The sequence below is a fragment of the Pseudomonas sp. MAFF 730105 genome (assembly GCF_055380705.1).
This window is the reverse complement of sequence record NZ_AP018438.1, coordinates 5456853-5477132: the sequence shown is the minus strand read 5'-3', so window position 1 is coordinate 5477132 and position 20280 is coordinate 5456853. Positions and strand designations below refer to the sequence as shown.

Genomic DNA, 20280 nt, shown 5'->3' with positions numbered 1-20280 from the left:
GCCATGCAAGGCGCATCGCTTCGTCATCAGCCATCCGCACCCGGTCGCAAGCCTGTGCCGCGGGGTGCCAGCCGAATGGTGGCCAAAGAGCCGATGTCGGCGCGCTTGCCGAAAGCCAACTTTGGCTTTCTCAAGAGCCTGTTCTGGCCGGTGCTGTTGGTGGCGTTGGGGTTCGGTACGTATGAAGGCGCCCAGCGGTTGCTGCCTTACGCCGACCGGCCGATCGCCCGGATCAACGTCCAGGGCGACCTCAGCTACATCAGCCAGCAGGCGGTGCAGCAGCGGATCGCCCCGTTCGTGGCGTCGAGCTTCTTCACCATCGACCTGGCTGGCATGCGCACGGAACTGGAGCAAATGCCCTGGATTGCCCATGCCGAAGTCCGGCGCGTGTGGCCTGACCAGGTCTCGATCCGCCTGGAAGAACAACTGCCGGTGGCCCGTTGGGGCGACGAGTCGCTGTTGAACAACCAGGGCCAGGCGTTCACGCCGCGGGAACTGGCCAACTACGAACATTTGCCACAGTTGTTCGGCCCGCAGCGGGCCCAGCAGCAGGTGATGCAGCAATACCAAGTGTTGAGCCAGATGCTGCGGCCGTTGGGCTTCTCCATCGCGCGCCTGGAATTGCGCGAGCGCGGCAGCTGGTTCCTGACCACTGGCGCGGGCAGCTCGGGACCGGGCATCGAGCTGCTGCTCGGTCGCGGCAACCTGGTGGAAAAGATGCGCCGCTTCATCGCCATCTACGACAAGACGCTCAAAGAACAGATTACGAACATCGCGCGCATCGATCTGCGCTACGCCAATGGCCTGGCTGTTGGCTGGCGGGAACCGGTAGCGCCCACGACGGCCCAACCCGCCGTCGCGAAGAATTAAGAAGAGGCAGGACCCATGGCAAACGTGCAAAGCGGAAAAATGATCGTCGGGCTGGATATCGGCACTTCCAAGGTGGTTGCGCTGGTAGGCGAGGTTGCGGACGACGGCACGCTGGTCATCGTCGGGATCGGTACCCATCCGTCCCGTGGCCTGAAGAAAGGTGTGGTGGTGAACATCGAGTCCACCGTGCAATCGATCCAGCGCGCCATCGAAGAAGCGCAGCTGATGGCCGGTTGCCGGATCCACTCGGCGTTCGTCGGCGTGGCGGGTAATCACATCCGCAGCCTGAACTCCCACGGTATCGTCGCGATCCGTGATCGCGAAGTCAGCTCCGCCGACCTCGAGCGCGTGCTCGACGCGGCACAGGCCGTGGCGATTCCGGCCGACCAGCGGGTGCTGCACACCCTGCCGCAGGATTACGTGATCGACAACCAGGAAGGCGTGCGCGAGCCCCTGGGCATGTCCGGCGTGCGCCTGGAAGCCAAGGTCCACGTGGTGACCTGCGCCGTGAACGCTGCGCAGAACATCGAGAAATGCGTGCGCCGTTGCGGCCTGGAAATCGACGACATCATCCTCGAGCAACTGGCTTCGGCCTACTCGGTACTGACCGACGACGAGAAGGAACTGGGCGTGTGCCTGGTGGACATCGGCGGCGGCACCACCGACATCGCGATCTTCACCGAAGGCGCCATTCGCCACACCGCGGTGATCCCGATTGCCGGTGACCAGGTGACCAACGACATCGCCATGGCGTTGCGCACCCCGACCCAGTACGCCGAGGAAATCAAGATCCGCTACGCCTGCGCCCTGGCGAAACTGGCCGGTGCCGGTGAAACCATCAAGGTGCCGAGCGTCGGCGACCGTCCTCCGCGCGAGCTGTCCCGCCAGGCCCTGGCCGAAGTGGTCGAGCCGCGCTACGACGAACTGTTCACGTTGATCCAGGCCGAGCTGCGTCGCAGCGGCTACGAAGACCTGATCCCGGCCGGCATCGTGCTGACCGGCGGTACGTCGAAGATGGAAGGCGCAGTCGAGCTGGCCGAGGAAATCTTCCACATGCCGGTACGCCTGGGTGTGCCCCATGGCGTCAAGGGTCTGGATGACGTGGTGCGCAACCCGATCTATTCCACCGGCGTGGGCCTGTTGATGTACGGCCTGCAGAAGCAGTCCGACGGGATCTCGTTCTCGGGGATCGGCAGCCGCGACAGCTACAACAGCGACGAGCCGAAGGCTCCGCTGTTCGAGCGGCTCCAGGCGTGGGTCAAAGGTAATTTCTGATACAGGTTTCAGGCTTCGGGCGACAGGTTTCAGGCCTGGCGCTGGAAGGGCAACAAACGCAGTAGGCGAAAAAAACTAGAGAATGTAAGGAGAGGGAAAATGTTCGAACTCGTAGACAACATCCCCGCTAGCCCGGTTATCAAAGTAATCGGTGTCGGCGGTGGCGGCGGCAACGCTGTCAATCACATGGTCAAGAGCAACATCGAAGGCGTCGAGTTCATCTGCGCCAACACCGATGCTCAAGCGCTGAAGAACATTGGCGCGCGGACCATCCTGCAACTGGGTACCGGCGTGACCAAGGGCCTGGGTGCCGGCGCGAATCCCGAGGTTGGCCGTCAGGCTGCCCTGGAAGACCGCGAGCGCATCGCTGAAGTCCTGGCCGGCACCAACATGGTGTTCATCACCACGGGCATGGGCGGCGGTACCGGTACCGGTGCGGCGCCGATCATTGCCGAAGTGGCCAAGGAAATGGGCATCCTCACCGTTGCGGTGGTGACCCGTCCGTTCCCGTTCGAAGGCCGCAAGCGCATGCAGATTGCCGATGAAGGCATCCGCGCGCTGAGCGACAGCGTCGACTCGTTGATCACCATCCCCAACGAGAAACTGCTGACCATCCTCGGTAAAGACGCCAGCCTGCTGTCGGCTTTCGCCAAGGCCGATGACGTACTGGCCGGTGCCGTTCGCGGTATCTCCGACATCATCAAGCGTCCGGGCATGATCAACGTCGACTTCGCCGACGTACGCACCGTGATGTCCGAAATGGGCATGGCGATGATGGGCACTGGCTGCGCCAGCGGTCCGAACCGTGCTCGCGAAGCCACCGAAGCGGCCATCCGCAACCCGCTGCTCGAAGATGTGAACCTGCAGGGCGCTCGCGGCATCCTGGTGAACATCACCGCTGGTCCGGACCTGTCCTTGGGCGAGTACTCCGACGTGGGTAGCATCATCGAAGCGTTCGCTTCCGACCACGCCATGGTCAAGGTCGGCACCGTGATCGATCCGGACATGCGTGACGAGCTGCACGTGACCGTGGTTGCCACCGGCCTGGGTGCGAAAATCGAGAAGCCGATGAAGGTGATCGACAACACCGTCCAGACCACAATGGCCTCGCAGCCTCAGCAGCAAGCCCCCGTTCGTCAGGAACAGCCTGCGGTGAACTACCGCGACCTGGACCGTCCGACCGTCATGCGCAACCAGGCCCAGGCCGGTGCTGCGACTGCCGCGAAGATGAATCCACAAGACGATCTGGACTACCTGGATATCCCGGCCTTCCTGCGTCGTCAGGCCGATTGATGAAATGTATCAGGGGTATTCGGGTGATTGGTGTTCAGCAAAGGTCTGGTCTGCTATCATCGCCAGCCTTTGTTGATACCAGTTCGCAATTTGCGCTGAAGCGGCCCATGCCATGATTAAACAACGCACCCTGAAGAATATTATCCGTGCCACAGGTGTCGGCCTGCACTCCGGCGAGAAGGTCTACCTGACCCTCAAGCCCGCGCCTGTCGACACCGGCATTGTGTTTTGTCGTGCCGACCTCGACCCTGTGGTGCAGATTCCTGCTCGCGCGGAAAATGTTGGTGAAACCACCATGTCGACCACACTGGTCAACGGTGACACCAAAGTGGACACGGTGGAGCATTTGCTCTCGGCCATGGCTGGCCTGGGCATCGATAACGCCTACGTCGAGCTCTCCGCGTCCGAAGTCCCGATCATGGATGGCAGCGCCGGACCCTTCGTATTCCTGATTCAATCGGCTGGCCTGGAAGAGCAGGACGCGGCCAAGAAGTTCATCCGCATCCTGCGGGAAGTGACAGTGGAAGACGGCGACAAGCGCGCCACTTTCGTCCCTTTCGATGGTTTCAAGGTGAGCTTCGAGATCGATTTCGATCACCCGGTTTTCCGTGACCGCACCCAGAGTGCAAGCGTGGATTTTTCCAGCACTTCGTTCGTAAAAGAAGTCAGCCGCGCCCGTACCTTTGGTTTCATGAGTGACATCGAGTACCTGCGCAAGCACAACCTCGCACTCGGCGGCAGTGTTGAAAACGCGATCGTGGTCGATTCCGATGGCGTGTTGAACGAAGACGGCCTTCGCTATGAAGACGAATTCGTCAAACACAAGATCCTCGATGCAATCGGCGACCTCTACCTGCTGGGCAATAGCCTGATTGGTGAGTTCAAGGGCTTCAAGTCCGGCCACGCACTGAACAACCAGCTGCTGCGCAAGTTGATTGAGCAGAAAGATGCATGGGAAGTCGTGACGTTCGAAGACGCCAGTACCGCACCGATCTCTTACATGCGCCCTGTTGCGGCCGTGTAAGCAAAAAACCTCTCTAGTTTTTTAAGGGCTGCCTTCGGGTGGCCTTTTTTTATTTCCGCATGACTCCAGCACCGAACTTCGCTGGACTACGCCACAGCAACCGCAGATCGCGTTGCGCCCATTACCGGGTGTGCGCCTCGAAGAAGTCCCAGATTGTACCGGTCGCATCTATAGGCGCGGCGCTTGCGCCGCCGTCGCTTCCGCTGCGCCCCAGGCCCTTTCCGCTGCTTGATCCCGGCCAACTATGGCCGCCGTTCGGCAAATCGTAAAACACGATATCGGCGTTGCCGTGGCAACTGACGCTGCTCTCCATCTTCACGCCGGGTCGCTGCGTTACCGAAGGGTTGCCTTTGCAGCCATTGGCCCTGCGCCAGAAATTCACGGCATAGCGGACCGGCTCGAACGGGATCGTCTGCCCCTTGGCGACGAAGCCAGTCTGGCTCATACCGCCGTTGAAACCGACGACGGGATCCTGCTCACCGTGTATGACGAGCATCGGCACAGGCGTGCGCGCGGTACTTTCATTGCCGAACAGCGCGCCGGAAACTACAGCAGCGGCGGCAATTCGATCGCCGAGAGCGATTGCAACGCGATGGGTCAGCATGCCGCCGTTGGAAAAACCGGCAACATAGATGCGGCGTCTGTCGATCTGCATTTGCTTGGACACGTCGTCGATAACGGCGGCAACGAAGCCGACATCGTCCACGCCCTTCGACACTGCCTCACCGCAACAACCGCTGGCGTTCCAGGTGCCCATTCTATCGTTACGGCCAATCCCCTTGGGGGCGGCGACCACCAATCCGGCGGTCTGCGCCTGCTGTTCCCAGCGCGGAATCATCGTTTCGGGACTACCGCCGCCGCCATGCAGCACGATCACCAGCGGCGCGGGACCGTTGCCGCGATGCTCGTCGAGGAGCAGATAGCTGCGGTCGAGGCCTCCGACCCGCAGCGTCTTCGACACAGCCTGGCTGTTGTCGGCCTGCTCGGCTCGTTCGGCGCGCGCCTCCCGCGCCTCGCGCAACCGTTCCAGCAATCTTGGCTGTGCCTCGACCGTGCCAACAAGAGAGGCTGCGATCAAACCGTATGTTAAGAAAAGTCTGGCTCTGTTCATGTCGCACCGTTCCTTTGTCGCCACGCCGATCCCCGATGTTACTGTATAGTAACATCTTGTAACCATGCCGTACGTGAACGAAAATCGGGCTATGACCGGCACCTATGCAGATATGCTCGAAGATCACAGGACCAACCGGCGTGCCTTGTTGATCGCAAGCGCGGCAGACGCGATCGACGCGCATGGGCTGCGCAGCGTCACCATTGACGCGATTGCCGCGCATGCTGGTGTCTCCAAGGTCGTGCTCTATCGCTACTTCGGATCGAAGGATGCGCTGATCGACGCGGTATTGGCCGACATGGTCGAGGCACTGCTCGGCGTCGATGCCATGCCGGCGGACAAGTGGACCGAGCGCCTGCCGCATACCCTGGCGTTGGCGCGACAGAAGCGCGCCGCCCTGCGGATACTGCTGCGTCAGGCGCCCCACGATCCACGCTTCGGGCGGTATGTGGACCATCTGCACACGGTTCTTGCCGAACGCACCATCCATCGCATGCAAGAAGCATTGGGCGAGCCGGGCATCATGCCCGGCGATCCGGCCATGCTGGCGCGGATGGTGTCGAGCTTCCTGCTGGACGCCTATCTCAACTGGCTGGACGGCGGCAACCTGGCAAAGGAAATGGAATTCCTCGACTGGCTCGCCGCCAGTGTGCAGGCGATGACGCGGCAGTGGTGGAACGGGGCACAAGCTTAAATGTGACAGGCGGGCGTCGCCCTCTTCGGCGGACACTTCGCGGATGTTGCCAACAGAAGGAGACCGGAAATGGGACGTGAGGCGCTGGTGCATTAGTAAGTCGGCAACGAAGCGGGTGAGGTCAAGGCCCGGCTTGAAGCAAATGAACTGATCCTGCGCGGCGATATTCGGCGCTGTTTTCCCAAGACAGAAATCACTGAGCGCTGCCCCTTTGGGCCGCCTATCCCAGGGGAAAGGCAGCGGGGGAGAGCGTTCGTGGCGAGGGGTATTACATCGCGCAGACCACGCAATTGCGCCCGCTGGCCTTGGCCTGGTATAGCGCTTTGTCGGCGGCGAACAGGAGCTGTTCGAAGTCGCCATACGGTCCCTGGGACCAGGTCGCGATGCCGATGCTGACGGTCATGGGCGCGTCGCCCGGCTGGACGGGCAGTTGTTCCACCGCTTCGCGAATGCTTTGAGCCATGGCAAAGGCCCCGGCGGTATTGGTTTCCGGTAACACCACCGAGAACTCTTCGCCACCGTAGCGTGCTGCGAGGTCGGCAGGGCGACGGACACGCTCGCTGATCAGCCGTGCCAAGGTGCGCAGTGCCTCGTCACCCTGTTGATGGCCATGGCGATCATTGAAAGCCTTGAAGTGGTCGGCATCGACCATCAGCACCGACAGCGGTTGGCCCGAGCGCAAGGCCCGTAGCCATTCTCTTTGCAGCGTTTCATCCAGGGCCCTGCGGTTGGCCAGACCTGTCAGCGGATCGGTGGCCGCCCGTTGGGCCAGTTCCCGTTCCGCGCGATGGCGGCGTCTCAGTTCCCGGCGCAGCAGCCAGGTGAGCCAGAGCAGGCCGATGCACAGAGCGCCGGTGGCGCCGCTGACGATCAGCGTCGTGCGTAGCCATGAAGCAAAGACCTCTTCGGAGGAGAGCGCCACCACGACAATCAACGGCAAGTTGCCTACCTGTGAAAAGGTGTAGAGGCGCTGTTTCTGGTCAAAACCGGAAGTGCTGGTGAAGCTGCCGTTACCTTCATGCAGGATGCGCACGAAATTTGGCCGGTTGCTGAAGTCCCTGCCGATCATGTCCTCGGCCAGGGGCGGTTCCTGTGCCAGCAGGATTCCGTCGCGGCTGATCAGGTTGACCGTACCGCCATGCCCGATATTCAAGCTTCTGAACAATTGGCTGAAGTAACTCAAGCGCATCGCGGCTTCGGCCACGCCCAGGAAATCGCCTCGTTCGTCGCTCAGTCGGCGACTGAAACTGATACGCCAGTCGTGCTCGCCACTCCGGGCTCGGAAGGGGCGGCTGATCATCATCTCCGGGCTTGGGTTCTGGACGTGGGACTGGAAATATTCCCGCTCAGCATAATTGCCGATGCGTGGTTCGACCGAGGCCGAGTCAGCGATGACATCGCCTTGTTTGTCCAGCAGCAGGATGTCGCCTTTGTAAGGCGCGGCGGTGGAGCGGTCGAACAGGGCCAGGTGCCGGATGGCCGGTGAGACGTCTTTCAGGTCGTCGCGCTGGGCTGCGGCAATCAGGCCTTGCACCGACAAGTCGTAGAGTTCGACGTTGCGCAGCACGTCGGCATCGATCAACTGCACGATATTGCTGGCCGCGCGTGTCGCTGCTTCACGGGCGTTGGCGTGTTCGCGTATCAGCAGGAAGGTCACGATGCCCAGGATGGCAATGACAACCAGTGAGCTGGCCAGTACGAGTACCCGCTCCGAGCGTATCGAAAGCGGGGTGCTGCAGGGTATCGCACTGCTGGTGCTCATGATTCCGATGTCTATATGGTCGATCCATTCCGAAGGGAGCATAGCTGGCAATTCACCAGATGCTGGCCTTTTGCTGATTGTGCTTGGATCGGCGAGAGGGGGCAATCAGTGTTCGCAGAAGCCGTAGCTGCCGCCGGAGGCCAAGGCTTGCTGATTCTGGGCTAATAGCCTTTCGCCCAGCATTCAATGGCGTGGAAAAAGGTGTCCGGATCGTTCGGAGCAGTCAGGCAGGTAAACGGATCCCAAAGGTATTGGCACCCCGGTCACTGCGCACGAAGACGTCCCCACCGTGCATCAGGGCGATGGCCCTGACGATGGCCAGCCCCAACCCGTGGTTGGCCCCGCTGTTGCTGCGAGAGGCATCGACTCGGTAGAAGCGTTCGAACAGCCGCGGCAGGTGTTCGGTGGCAATCGGTTCGCCAGGGTTGGTGACGGCGAGGGTGATCTGGTCGGCCTGGGCTTCGATGTGTACGTCGATGACGTGTCCTGGCGCGGTGTGCTGTACGGCGTTGCTCAACAGGTTGATCAGCGCCCGGCGCAGATGAGCGATCTCGATGCTGGCCTGGGCGTCGCCGCTGACCCGAACCTGGACCTGGGCGTCTTCGAGGATGAAGTCCAGGTAATCGAGGGTGGTGGCCACTTCGTCGGCCAAGGACGTGGTGATCAGTTTGGTGGCCTTGCTGCCCTGGTCGGCGCTGGCGAGGAAGAGCATGTCGTTGATGATCGAGCGCAGCCGTTCCAGTTCCTCGAGGTTCGATTGCAGCACTTCGAAGTAATGCTCGGCCGAACGACCGCGGGTCAGCGCCACTTGGGTCTGGCCGATCAGGTTGGTCAGGGGCGAGCGCAGTTCATGGGCGACATCGGCATTGAACGATTCCAGCCGTGAGTAGGCCTGTTCGACCCGGTCGAGGGTGGCGTTGAAGGAACTGACGAACTGGCTGAGTTCCGGTGGCAACGGTGATAGCCGCAGGCGCCCGGACAGGCGCGGAGGGGCCAGGCGCCGGGCTTCATCGGACAGCTTGATCAGTGGCTTGAGGCCGATATGCGCCACCCAGTAGCCCAGCAAGGAGGCCAGCAACACCCCGACAATCGCCAGGCTGACCAAGGCCACCAGCAGGCGATGTTGGGTCTGGTAGAACGTCTCGGTGTCGATGCCGATCATGAAACGCAGCGGCGGTCGTTGGTCCTTGGCCGGGAACTGGCTCACCAGCACTTTCATCGGGTAGTGGCGGTTGGGCAATTGCAGGTCGCGTTTACCCAGTGGCCCTTCGGTGAAGGCGCGGATCTGCGGGTCGGGATCGCCATATTCGAAGTGAGGGTCACCGCTGACGATCCAGAAATGGATACGCTTGTCTTCCTCGCCCAGCAAACGCAGTTTGTTGTGGATCTTCACCCAGTGCTCGGGCGTGCCGTAACGGCCCACCGTGGATTCGAGCACACTGTAGCGGGCATCGAGTTCGGCTTCGGGCAACAGGCCCAGGCCTTTTTCGACCTGCTGGTACAAGGCTCCGCCGATCAACAGGAACACCAGCGCGGCGACCAGGGTGAACAGGCCGCTGAGGCGTAGCGCGATACTGTTACTCACTGCGACTTTCCAGCACATAACCCATCCCGCGAATGGTGTGCAGCAACTTCTGCTCGAACGGCCCGTCGAGCTTGGCCCGCAGGCGTTTGATCGCCACTTCGACGACGTTGGCGTCGCTGTCGAAATTGATGTCCCAGACCATTTCGGCGATGGCGGTCTTGGAGAGGATTTCACCCTGGCGGCGGGCCAGGACGCTGAGCAGCGAGAACTCCTTGGCCGTCAGGTCCAGGCGTTGGCCAGCGCGGGTGGCCTTGCGGCTGATCAGGTCGATCCACAGGTCGGCGATGCTCACCTGCACCGGTTCATGGCCGCCGCTACGACGGGTCAGGGCTTGCAGGCGGGCCACCAGTTCCAGGAAGGAGAACGGTTTGCCCAGGTAATCGTCGGCGCCATCGCGCAGGCCCTTGATGCGGTCTTCGACCCGTTCCCGGGCGGTGAGCATGATCACCGGGGTCTGCTTGCGGGCGCGCAGGGCTCGCAACACGCCGAAGCCATCCAGACCCGGCAGCATCACGTCGAGCACGATCACCGCATATTCGCTTTCCAGGGCCAGGTGCAGCCCTTCGACGCCGTCGGGGGCTACGTCCACGATGTAGCCCTGCTCAGTCAGGCCGCGATGCAGGTAATCCGCGGTTTTTTCTTCGTCTTCGATGATCAGAACGCGCATGGCCCCGCCTCAGTCTGTAGTCGCCAGCGCCGTAGCTGACGCAGGCCCGGAATGATGGGCGGGCCGATGGAACAACCGCTCGAGCCACAAGTATATGACCGGTGTGGTGAACAACGTCAGCGCCTGGCTCACCAGCAGACCGCCGACCACCGCAATGCCCAGGGGCTGGCGCAACTCCGCGCCGGGGCCATGGCCGAGCATCAGCGGCAGGGCGCCGAGCAGGGCGGCCAGGGTGGTCATGATGATCGGACGGAACCGCGTTACGCCCGCCTGGAAAATCGCCTCCTGCGGTGTTAGCCCGCCATTGCGCTGCGCGTCGAGGGCGAAGTCGATCATCAGGATGCCGTTTTTCTTGACGATGCCGATCAACAGCACCAGCCCGATCAGCGCCATGATCGAAAAATCCCGGCCCAACAGCCAGAGCATGATCAGGGCGCCGAGGCCGGCGGAGGGCAGGGTGGAGATGATGGTCAGCGGATGCACGAAGCTCTCGTAGAGCACGCCGAGAATGATGTACACCGCCACCAGCGCGGCGAGGATCAGCCACGGCTGGCTGGCCAGGGAACTCTGGAACGCCTGTGCCGCGCCCTGGAAGTTGCCGCTGATGGCGGCCGGCATGCCGATCTCGTTCTTCGCCTGGTCGAGCATGCGCACCGCGTCCCCCAGGGCCACGCCTGGCGCCAGGTTGAACGACAGGTTGGCGGCCGGGAACATGCCGTCGTGGGCAATGGACAGCGGGCCGTTGGTGGGGGATCGAAGCGGGCCAGGGCCGAGAGCGGTACCATTTCGCCGCTCAGGGGCGAGCGCAGGTAGAAGTAGGCCAGACTTTCGGCCTTTCCACGCTGCTGGGTGTCGAGCTCCAGGATCACGTTGTATTGGTTGGTCTCGGTCTGGAATTCGTTGATCTGCCGCTGGCCGAACGCGTCGTACAGCGCCTGGTCGACATCGCTGGCGGTAAGGCCGAAGCGTGCCGCCGCGCTGCGGTCGATGTTGATATGGGTAATGCTGCCGCCCAGTTGCAGGTCGTTGGAGATGTCACGGAACGCCGGATTGTTGCGCAGCCTGTCAGTGAGTTTCTGTGCCCAGGTGTTGAGGGTTGGCCCGTCGTTGCTCTTGAGGACGTACTGATACTGGGCGCGACTGGGACCGGAACTGAGGTTGATGTCCTGTCCGGCCCTCAGGTACAGCACCACCCCCGGAATCTTCTGCAACTTGGGGCGGATCCGGTCGATGAAGCCGCTGGCCGAGACGTCACGCTCGCTTTGGGGCTTGAGGGCGATCCAGAAGCGGCCGTTGGCGATGGTCTGGTTGCTGCCCGAGACGCCGACGGAGTGGGAGAACGTCTGCACTGCCGGGTCGGCGGCTACGATTTCGGCCAGGGCCTTGTGCTTGGCCACCATGTCCGGGAATGACACGTCGGCGGCCGCTTCGCTGGTGCCCAGCACCAGGCCGGTGTCCTGCACCGGGAAGAAGCCCTTGGGAATGAACACATAGCCTGCCACGGCCAGTGCCAGGGTCAGGCCGAACACACCGATCATCAGCTTCTGATGGGCCAGTGCCTTGCGCAGGCCTTTTTCGTAGCCGCCCAGCAGCCGCTCGCCAAAGCCCGGAACTCGGTGAGCATGATGCACCGGGGCGCGCATGAACAGCGCCGCCAGCGTTGGCGCCAGGGTCAGGGACACCACCACGGAAATCAGGATGGTCGAGGTGGCGGTCAAGGCAAACTCCTTGAACAGTCGCCCGACCACGCCGCCCATGAACAGCAGCGGAATGAATGCGGCAATCAGGGAGAAACTGATGGACACCACCGTGAAGCCGATTTCGCCGGCGCCCTTGATCGCCGCTTCGCGCATGCTGTCACCGGCCTCGAGATGCCGGTGGATGTTCTCCACCACCACAATCGCGTCGTCCACCACGAAGCCCACCGAGATGACGATGGCGACCAGGGTCAGGTTGTTCAGGCTGAAGCCCATCACGTACATCAGGGCGAGGCTCGCAGTCAGAGACACCCCCAGCACCGCCGAGACGATCAACGTCGCCGAGAGCTGGCGCAGGAACAACGCCATGACCGCCACGACCAGCAGCACGGCGATCAGCAGGGTGAGCTCCACCTCATGCAGCGAGGCGCGGATCGTCTGGGTGCGGTCGATCAGCACCTTGACCTGTACCGCGGCGGGCAGCATGGCTTCCAGGGTGGGCAGGGCGGCCTGGATGCGGTCGACGGTTTCGACGATGTTCGCTCCCGGTTGCCGGAAGATCACCAGGTTGAGGCCCGGCTCGTTATCGGCCCAGGCCTGGACATAGGCGTTTTCCGAGCCATTGATCACCTTGGCAATGTCCTTGAGATGCACCGGTGCCCCATTCTTGTAGGACACGATCAGGTCGCCGTACTCCTCGGGCTGGAACAATTGATCGTTGGTGGACAATGTCGAGATGCTCGAGTCGCCGTACAGCGCGCCCTTGGCCAGGTTGAGGCTGGCCTGCTGGAGTGTCGTGCGGATGTCGGCCAGGGTCAGGCCGATGGCGGCGAGACGGTCGGCGGAGGCCTGGACCCGGATCGCCGGGCGCTGTTGGCCGGTGATGTTGACTTGTCCGACGCCGTCGATCTGGCTGATCTGACGGGCAAGCAGTGTTTCGACGTAGTCGCTCAGTTCGGTGCCGGGCATCAGGCTGGAACTGATACTGAGGATCAGCACCGGGCTGTCGGCGGGGTTGACCTTGCGCCAGGTGGGCAGGTTCGGCATGTCGCTGGGCAGTTTGCCGGCGGCGGTGTTGATGGCGGCCTGCACTTCCTGGGCGGCGGTGTCGATGCTCTTGCCGAGGCTGAATTGCAGGATCAGGTTGGTCGAGCCCAGGGCGCTGCTGGAGGTCATCTGTGTGATGCCGGGAATCGCGCTGAACTGCACTTCCAGCGGCGTCGCCACCGAGGAGGCCATGGTTTCGGGGCTGGCGCCGGGCAGTTGGGCATTGACCTGGATCGTCGGGAATTCCGCCTCCGGCAAGGGGGCGACGGGCAGGCGAGGAAAGGCGATACTCCCCAGCAGTATCAGGGCGAACGTCAGCAGCACCGTGGCGACGGGATGGTCGATGCACCACGCCGAAATCGAGCCGCGCCCCTTCATGGCTGCGGCTCCGTGGCCTTGGCGAGGACCGGTGGGGCCGTGAGCACCTGGACGCTGGCCCCCGGCCTGAGGCGTGACTGGCCGTCACTCACCAGTTGATCACCAGCGTTCACCCCCTTGATGATGTTCATGCCGCTGTCCTGGTAGACCATCTCCACCGGTACGCTCTCGACCTTGTCCCCCTTGACCCGGTAGACGAAGTGCTGGTCCAGTCCACGCTGGACCACGGTCGGCGGAACCACCAGGGCCCCCTTGTCGAGGGCGGTCTGGATTTTCAGCGTGACCAGTTGCCCGGGCCACAACCGCTGCCCGGCGTTGCTGAATTCGGCCTTGGCCCGCAGGGTGCCGGTATTGGCGTTGATCTGGTTGTCGATGAGGCTCAGCCGACCCTCGCCAAGTGGTTCACCTGCCGCGCCATCGGCGCCGATGTAGGCCTTGACCAGCGCCTGTTCGGGCGCAGCGATCAAGCGTTGCAAGGTGGGCAGCATCTGTTGGGGCAGGGAAAACTCCACCGCTATCGGGTCGATCTGGGTCACGGTGAACAGGCCTTCGGTGTCGCTGGTGCGCAGGAAGTTGCCTTCGTCCACGTTGCGGATGCCGACGCGACCGGTCACCGGGGAGCGGATCTGTGTATAGGACAGCTGCACCTGGGCGGCATCAATGGCCGCCTGGTTGCCCTGGGCGGTGGCCTTGAGCTGATTGACCAGGGCCTGCTGCTGATCGTAGGTCTGCTTCGAGACGCCATCATCGACACTCAGCAATTTGTACCGTTTGAGATTGACCTGGGCCACCGCCAGTTGCGCCTGGCTTTCGCCAAGCTGGGCCCGGGCCTGGTCGAGGCTGGCGCGAATGGAGCGGTCGTCGATGGTCGCCAGCAGGTCGCCCTTGCTCACCTGTTGCCCTTCCTTGACCAGCAGTCGGGTGAGAATGCCATCGATCTGCGGACGGATCACCACGCTGTGCAGTGACAGCACCGTGCCGATGCCGCTGGCGAAGCGCGGCACATCCTTTTGCTCCACGCTGACGACCCGTACCGGAACGGCGGCAGGCGCACCGGGTTTGGCGGCGATGGGTTTCATGACGAACCAGAGGACGAGGGCCGCCAGGGCGATCAATAGCGCGACGAGCAGGACGGTTTTTTTCTGGATGTGCATGGATGTGGGAAGCCGGTCCGGGACGAAGGGATTTACAGGACTCTTATATAGCGTTGCGAGACGGTCAGGAAGGTGACGGCTAACTGACAGGCTTGTCAGTTTCGTCCTGGATTACTGTCGGACGAGTGTCAGGTTGAATCTGCCCGATACGTTGCGGCAGCGGGCGGGTATACTGGTGCCCGTCGCGCCTCTCTCCAGGCCTGACTTGCACACAGTATGGCGAGGAGCAAACCCTTCGCCACGGATTGATGGCCTACCTTGAGTGAACGGCATTTACATGACTTCCCCGAACGGCGAACCGGCCGACCTGCCTGACGGCGATGTTTCCAGTGCCGAGAGCGGCAAAGCGTCGATCCCGGCCTTCAAATTTCCTTTCAAGCCCGGTGAACTGGCCACGGCCAAAGGGGCGGGACAATTGCCGTGGTACAAGAACGGCGTGAAAGATGGTCACGCCAAGTCCCCCGGCGCCGCACCTCCCGGCACCCGTCGTTCGATGGGCAAGCGCTGAGGGTCGTTCCTCGATACAGGAGCGGCGATTTCAATTCGTGGCTCGCGCGCCCGCCAGACTTCCGCTCAACTCGTACGCTGTCAGTTCGGCCTGGTGCGCTGTCAGGATTTCCGGCAGCGAACCTCGCAGGTACTCGACCCAGGTCTTGATCTTCGCGTCCAGGTACTGGCGCGAAGGATAGATGGCGTAGAGGTTCAATTCCTGGGAGCGGTAATTGGGCATGACCCGCACCAGCGTGCCGTTGCGCAGGCCTTCGATGGCGGCATAAACCGGCAGTACACCCACGCCCATGCCGCTGGTGATCGCGGTTTTCATCGCATCGGCGGAGTTCACCAGGAAGGGTGACTGGTTGATGGTGACCATTTCCTGGCCTTCCGGGCCGTCGAACACCCATTTCTCCAGCGGAATGACCGGGCTGACCAGGCGCAGGCAGGCGTGGTTGAGCAACTCGCTGGGTTTCTGTGGGCAACCGTTGGCCTTCACGTAGGCAGGTGAAGCACAGACGATGCTGTAAGTGATGCCCAGGCGTTGGGAAACGAAACCCGAATCCGGCAATTCGCTGGCCAGCACGATGGAGACGTCATAGCCCTCGTCCAGGATGTCCGGCACGCGGTTGGCCAGGGTCAGGTCGAAGGTCACGTCCGGATGGGTCTTGCGATAACGGGCGATGGCGTCGATCACGAAATGCTGGCCGATACCGGTCATGGTGTGGACCTTCAACTGCCCGGCTGGCCGGGCATGGGCATCGCTGGCCTCGGCTTCGGCTTCCTCGACATAGGCCAGGATCTGCTCGCAACGCAACAGATAGCGTTTACCGGCTTCGGTCAGGGCAATGCGGCGGGTGGTGCGGTTGAGCAGGCGGGTTTGCAGATGGGCTTCCAGATTGGAAACCGCACGCGAGACGTTGGCTGTCGTGGTATCGAGTTGCACGGCGGCGGCGGTGAAACTGCCGGCTTCGGCAACACAGCAGAACGCGCGCATGTTTTGCAGGGTGTCCATGAAGGGCTCTCTTGGGCGATAGCAAATTGTGACACGAAGTTACAGTGCTACGGGATCCGACTTATGGATTATCGCGTTTACGGTAACAAAGATTCGCAGAAAGTTCGGCTTATCGCCGTTTGGCTGGGTGCCTAGAATTGCCGGCGTTGAAGGGGTGGGCTTTCTGGCACGGACCTCATGTGGGAGCGAGCCTGCTCGCGAAAGCGTTGGGTCAGTTGTCTGCGATAGCGCGGGTGCCGCCGCCTTCGCGAGCAGGCTCGCTCCCACAGGTTGCGTAACCGGCATGCACGCTCATCACCTTTTTTTGTCCCTTTCCCAGGAATCTTGCGCAAGTGCCGCGTTGCATCAGCAGAGAGCTGAAGACTCTCAGTGTTTGGGCTTTATCGTTGACCCTCAGCGCTTGCGTCGGGACAGGAGGGATCGCCCCCCAGGGCGAGGCATTGTCAGCCAATCGACTGGCCACCGATGAAGCGATCCGCGAAGCCGCCCGGGATGCCCATTGGCCCAGTCGCCAGTGGTGGAAGGCCTATGGCGACCCGCAACTGGACCGCTGGATCGACCTGGCTGTACAGGACAGCCCGAGCCTGGCCATGGCCGCCGCCCGGGTGCGGCAGGCCAAGGCCATGGCCGGTGTTGCCGAGGCGGCCGAGTCGCCGCAGGTCGAAGGCCAGGCGACCCTCAAGCGTCACAACTGGCCCACCGATCAGTTCTACGGCCCTGGCGAACTGGCCGACACCACCACCTGGGACAACAACGCAGGCTTGGGCCTGAGCTATGCCCTGGACCTGTGGGGGCGCGAGCGCAACGCCAGCGAGCGGGCCGTCGACCTGGCCCACGCCAGCGTCGCCGAGGCACGGCAGGCGCAGCTGGAGTTGCAGAACAACATCGTGCAGGCCTATATCCGGTTTGCGCTGCACTATGCCCAGCGCGATATCGTTGCTGCGACCCTGCGCCAGCAGGAACAGATTCTCGACCTGGCGCAAAAGCGCCTCGACGGTGGCATCGGCACTCATTTCGAAGTCAGCCAGGCCCAGGCACCGTTGCCCGAGACCCATCGTCAACTCGACGCCCTCGACGAAGCCATCGCCTTGAGTCGCAATCAACTGGCGGCACTGGCGGGCAAGGGGCCGGGGGCGGGCGGGGGGCTGCAGCGACCGGCCCTGGCCCTGGGTGCACCCTTGAAGCTGCCATCGGCGCTGCCCGCCGAGTTGCTGGGCCAGCGACCGGATGTGGTTGCCGGACGCTGGCAAGTGGCGGCCCAGGCGCGGGGCATCGATGTGGCCAGGGCCGGTTTCTATCCCAATGTGGACTTGGTGGGAAGCCTGGGCTACATGGCCACAGGCGGTGGTGCGCTGGAGTTCCTGACGGGCAAGAAGCTGACCTACAGCGTCGGGCCGGCCGTCACGCTGCCGATCTTCGACGGCGGGCGCCTGCGTTCGCAGTTGGGCGAGGCGGCAGCCGGCTATGACGCCGCGGTGGCGCATTACAACCAGACGCTGGTGAATGCGCTCAAACACATTTCCGATCAACTGATCCGTCGCGAGTCCATGGACAAGCAACAGGCCTTCGCCGCCGAGTCCGTGGCGGCCGCGCAACGCACCTACGACATTGCGCTGGTGGCGTTCCAGCGTGGGCTGACGGACTACCTCAATGTGCTCAACGCCCAGAGCCTGTTGTTCAAGCAGCAACAGGTGCAGCAGCAGGTGGAGGCGGCGCGCCTCAGTGCCCATGCCGATCTGGTGACGGCCCTGGGCGGTGGGCTGGAGGCCGGCAGCGATGTACCTGACGCCGCCACGATGCTGAATTTCGCCCGATGAATGCTTGCACATGCCCCCTTTAATGACTCCCGTACGCTGGCTCTATCGCCTCGAATGGCGCCGTGGTTTCTTCGACTGGGCCCGCAGCGATGGGGTGACCTGGGTCTATATCTTCAAGGTGCTGTTTGCCGCGTTCCTGACATTGTGGCTGGCGATGCGCCTGGAGCTGCCGCAACCGCGCACGGCCATGATCACCGTGTTCATCGTCATGCAGCCGCAGAGCGGCCAAGTGTTCGCCAAGAGCTTCTACCGCTTTCTCGGCACATTGGCCGGTTCGGCGGTGATGGTGGCGCTGATTGCGCTGTTCGCCCAGAACACCGAATGGTTTCTTGGCTGCCTGACCCTCTGGGTCGGTGTCTGTACGGCGGGCGCGGCGCGTTATCGCAACTTCCGGGCCTACGGTTTTGTGCTGGCCGGCTACACCGCGGCGATGATCGGCCTGCCGGCCCTGGCCCATCCGGAAGGTGCGTTCATGGCGGCGCTCTGGCGGGTCCTGGAGATTTCCCTGGGCATTCTCTGCGCCACCCTGGTCAGCGCCGCGATCCTGCCGCAAACCGCCAGCGCGGCCATGCGCAATGCCTTGTACCAGCGCTTTGGGGTGTTCGCACTGTTCGTCACCGATGGTTTGCGCGGGCGTAGCCAGCGGGATGCCTTCGAAGCCGCCAACGTGCGTTTCATTGCTGAAGCGGTGGGCCTGGAGAGCCTGCGCAGCGTGACGGTATTCGAAGACCCGCACATGCGTCGGCGCAACGGCCGGCTCAGTCGCCTGAACAGCGAGTTCATGGGCATCACCACGCGCTTCAATGCCTTGCACCAGCTGCTCCAGCGCTTGCGCGCCGGCGCCGTCGATCATGTGGTGGACGCCATCAAGCCGGGTCTGCAGAACCTCGCCGAATTGCTGGACGGCTTCAGCGCACGGGCCTTGACCGATCGGGATGCGGCGCACTTGGCCCAGGCCCTGGCCCGCTACAAGGCTGACTTGCCGGCACAGGTCCGCCAGTTGCGGGGCGTATTTCAGAAGACAGGACCGAACGATGCGCAGTTACTGGATTTCCACACCGCCTACGAATTGCTCTACCGCTTTGTCGATGACCTGCACGGTTATGCCCTGACCCATGCGTCCCTGGCCGAGCACCGTCACGAGCGTGAGCGCTGGGACGAGCCGTTCGTGTCGCAGACCAATTGGCTGGCCGCCGCGGCTTCGGGGTTGCGCGCCGGCTTCATCCTGTTGGTGCTGGGCAGCTATTGGGTCGCCACGGCCTGGCCGAGCGGCGCGACCATGACGATGATCGCCGCTGCCACGGTGGGCTTGTCGGCCGCCACGCCGAACCCCAAGCGCATGGCCTTCCAGATGGCATGCGGCACGTTGCTCGGGGCGCTGGTCGGTTTCGTCGAGATGTTCTTCATCTTCCCGTTGATCGATGGCTTCCCTTTGCTCTGCGTAATGCTGGCGCCGGTGATCATGTTCGGCTCGTTCCTCAGTTCGCGACCGCAATACGCCGGGGTCGGGCTGGGGTTGCTGATCTTTTTCTGCACGGGGTCGGTGCCCGATAACCTGACGGTGTACAACCCCTACGTCTTCATCAACGATTACCTCGCGATGATCCTCGGGATGCTGGTGTGCGCCGCCGCCGGGGCGATCATCCTGCCGCCCAACAGCCGCTGGCTGTGGCGCCGGCTCGAACAGGATCTGCGCGAGCAAGTGGTGTTCGCCATCAGCGGCCGGCTCAAGGGCCTGGCGTCGGGCTTCGAGAGTCGCACCCGCGACTTGTTGCACCAGGCCTACGGTTTGGCGGCGGGACAACCCGCCGTGCAACGGGATCTTTTGCGCTGGATGTTCGTGGTACTGGAGGTCGGACACGGGATTATCGAGCTGCGCAAGGAGCAGGCGATTCTGCCGGTGCATCCGGCCTATGCCGAGAGCCAGCCGTGGCGCCAGGCGATTCGAGGCATGGGCCGGGCCCTGGTGAGGCTTTTCCGTCACCCCGGACCGAGCAACCTGGAGCGTGCCCTGGTGGCGGTGGACCAAGCCATCTGCCGCGTGCAGGCCACCGACGAACCTTTTGCACCGCATTTCGACACCTCGGCCCTGCGCCGGGTGAAGAGCTACCTGCATTTCATCCGCACTTCGCTGCTGGATCCGCAATCGCCCATGGCGGCCTTCGCCGCCGCGCTGCCCCAGGACCGTCAACATGCCCCGTGAAATCGCCTTCCACGGCGTGTACATGCCCACCCTGACCTTGATGTTTTTCCTCGCTGCGGCGTTGGCCTGGGCCCTGGATCGCTTCCTGTCGGGACTGGACCTGTACCGCTTCTTCTGGCACCCGGCGCTGTTGCGCTTGAGTCTGTTTACCTGTCTGTTCGGTGCGCTGGCGCTGACGGTCTACCGTTGAGATCGA

General features: G+C 62.8%; 15 protein-coding genes and 1 pseudogene. 9 read left to right on the top strand and 7 right to left on the bottom strand.

Annotated elements, in window-relative coordinates:
* The first annotated feature begins 3 nt into the window (after positions 1–3).
* The 4 genes from PCOSP_RS23895 (at position 4) to lpxC (ending at position 4462) form a co-directional block, all read left to right on the top strand.
* Entirely contained in the window at positions 4–870 is an 867-nt protein-coding gene (locus tag PCOSP_RS23895; RefSeq protein ID WP_024781279.1) for a cell division protein FtsQ/DivIB, read from the top strand.
* A 15-nt stretch (positions 871–885) separates the two neighbouring features.
* Positions 886–2145, top strand: a complete 1260-nt coding sequence (gene ftsA, locus PCOSP_RS23890; protein WP_139644916.1) for a cell division protein FtsA — start codon at positions 886–888, stop codon at positions 2143–2145.
* Positions 2146–2244: 99 nt separating this feature from the next.
* Positions 2245–3438 (top strand): cell division protein FtsZ, encoded by a 1194-nt coding sequence (gene ftsZ, locus PCOSP_RS23885; RefSeq protein ID WP_047701346.1) that lies wholly within the window; start codon positions 2245–2247, stop codon positions 3436–3438.
* A 112-nt stretch (positions 3439–3550) separates the two neighbouring features.
* Complete coding sequence (gene lpxC, locus PCOSP_RS23880; RefSeq protein WP_010452622.1) at positions 3551–4462, top strand: UDP-3-O-acyl-N-acetylglucosamine deacetylase; 912 nt, start codon at positions 3551–3553, stop codon at positions 4460–4462.
* A gap of 121 nt (positions 4463–4583) precedes the next feature.
* On the opposite strand, the gene PCOSP_RS23875 is transcribed toward lpxC, so the two are convergent.
* On the bottom strand, positions 4584–5573 hold the full coding sequence (locus PCOSP_RS23875; RefSeq protein WP_464709646.1) for a CE1 family esterase: 990 nt from the start codon (positions 5571–5573) through the stop codon (positions 4584–4586).
* A gap of 91 nt (positions 5574–5664) precedes the next feature.
* Here PCOSP_RS23875 and PCOSP_RS23870 point away from each other — a divergent pair, with 91 nt between their 5' ends.
* A complete protein-coding gene (locus PCOSP_RS23870; protein ID WP_176563002.1) occupies positions 5665–6267 on the top strand; it encodes a TetR/AcrR family transcriptional regulator in 603 nt (200 codons plus the stop codon).
* 268 nt (positions 6268–6535) lie between these two features.
* On the opposite strand, the gene PCOSP_RS23865 is transcribed toward PCOSP_RS23870, so the two are convergent.
* The 5 genes and pseudogenes from PCOSP_RS23865 to PCOSP_RS23845 form a co-directional block, all read right to left on the bottom strand.
* Positions 6536–8029, bottom strand: a complete 1494-nt coding sequence (locus PCOSP_RS23865; RefSeq protein WP_175386906.1) for a GGDEF domain-containing protein — start codon at positions 8027–8029, stop codon at positions 6536–6538.
* Positions 8030–8252: 223 nt separating this feature from the next.
* Entirely contained in the window at positions 8253–9632 is a 1380-nt protein-coding gene (locus PCOSP_RS23860) for a heavy metal sensor histidine kinase (RefSeq protein ID WP_464709644.1), read from the bottom strand.
* Positions 9607–10281, bottom strand: coding sequence for a heavy metal response regulator transcription factor (locus PCOSP_RS23855; RefSeq protein WP_139644926.1), 675 nt, complete (start codon positions 10279–10281; stop codon positions 9607–9609). The genes PCOSP_RS23860 and PCOSP_RS23855 overlap by 26 nt, the downstream gene beginning before the upstream one ends.
* Before the next feature lie 9 nt (positions 10282–10290).
* Positions 10291–13403 (bottom strand): annotated as a pseudogene (locus tag PCOSP_RS23850) (multidrug efflux RND transporter permease subunit).
* Positions 13400–14557: an efflux RND transporter periplasmic adaptor subunit gene (locus tag PCOSP_RS23845; RefSeq protein WP_139644930.1), complete on the bottom strand. Its 1158-nt coding sequence runs from the start codon at positions 14555–14557 to the stop codon at positions 13400–13402. Before PCOSP_RS23845 ends, PCOSP_RS23850 begins: the two are co-directional and overlap by 4 nt.
* Before the next feature lie 277 nt (positions 14558–14834).
* Here PCOSP_RS23845 and PCOSP_RS23840 point away from each other — a divergent pair, with 277 nt between their 5' ends.
* Positions 14835–15065, top strand: coding sequence for a hypothetical protein (locus PCOSP_RS23840; protein WP_139644932.1), 231 nt, complete (start codon positions 14835–14837; stop codon positions 15063–15065).
* A gap of 30 nt (positions 15066–15095) precedes the next feature.
* On the opposite strand, the gene PCOSP_RS23835 is transcribed toward PCOSP_RS23840, so the two are convergent.
* Positions 15096–16064 (bottom strand): LysR family transcriptional regulator, encoded by a 969-nt coding sequence (locus tag PCOSP_RS23835; RefSeq protein WP_139644934.1) that lies wholly within the window; start codon positions 16062–16064, stop codon positions 15096–15098.
* A 332-nt stretch (positions 16065–16396) separates the two neighbouring features.
* On the opposite strand from PCOSP_RS23835, the gene PCOSP_RS23830 reads away from it, so the two are divergent.
* Genes PCOSP_RS23830 through PCOSP_RS23820 form a run of 3 tightly spaced genes read left to right on the top strand, consistent with a single transcriptional unit; the run spans position 16397 to position 20274 of the window.
* The gene (locus tag PCOSP_RS23830) at positions 16397–17881 is read left to right on the top strand and encodes an efflux transporter outer membrane subunit (RefSeq protein ID WP_464709643.1); all 1485 of its coding nucleotides are present in this window, start codon (positions 16397–16399) and stop codon (positions 17879–17881) included.
* Positions 17882–17891: 10 nt separating this feature from the next.
* Complete coding sequence (locus PCOSP_RS23825; protein WP_464709642.1) at positions 17892–20084, top strand: FUSC family protein; 2193 nt, start codon at positions 17892–17894, stop codon at positions 20082–20084.
* Positions 20074–20274, top strand: a complete 201-nt coding sequence (locus PCOSP_RS23820; protein WP_024780658.1) for a DUF1656 domain-containing protein — start codon at positions 20074–20076, stop codon at positions 20272–20274. Before PCOSP_RS23825 ends, PCOSP_RS23820 begins: the two co-directional genes overlap by 11 nt.
* Positions 20275–20280: the final 6 nt, after the last annotated feature.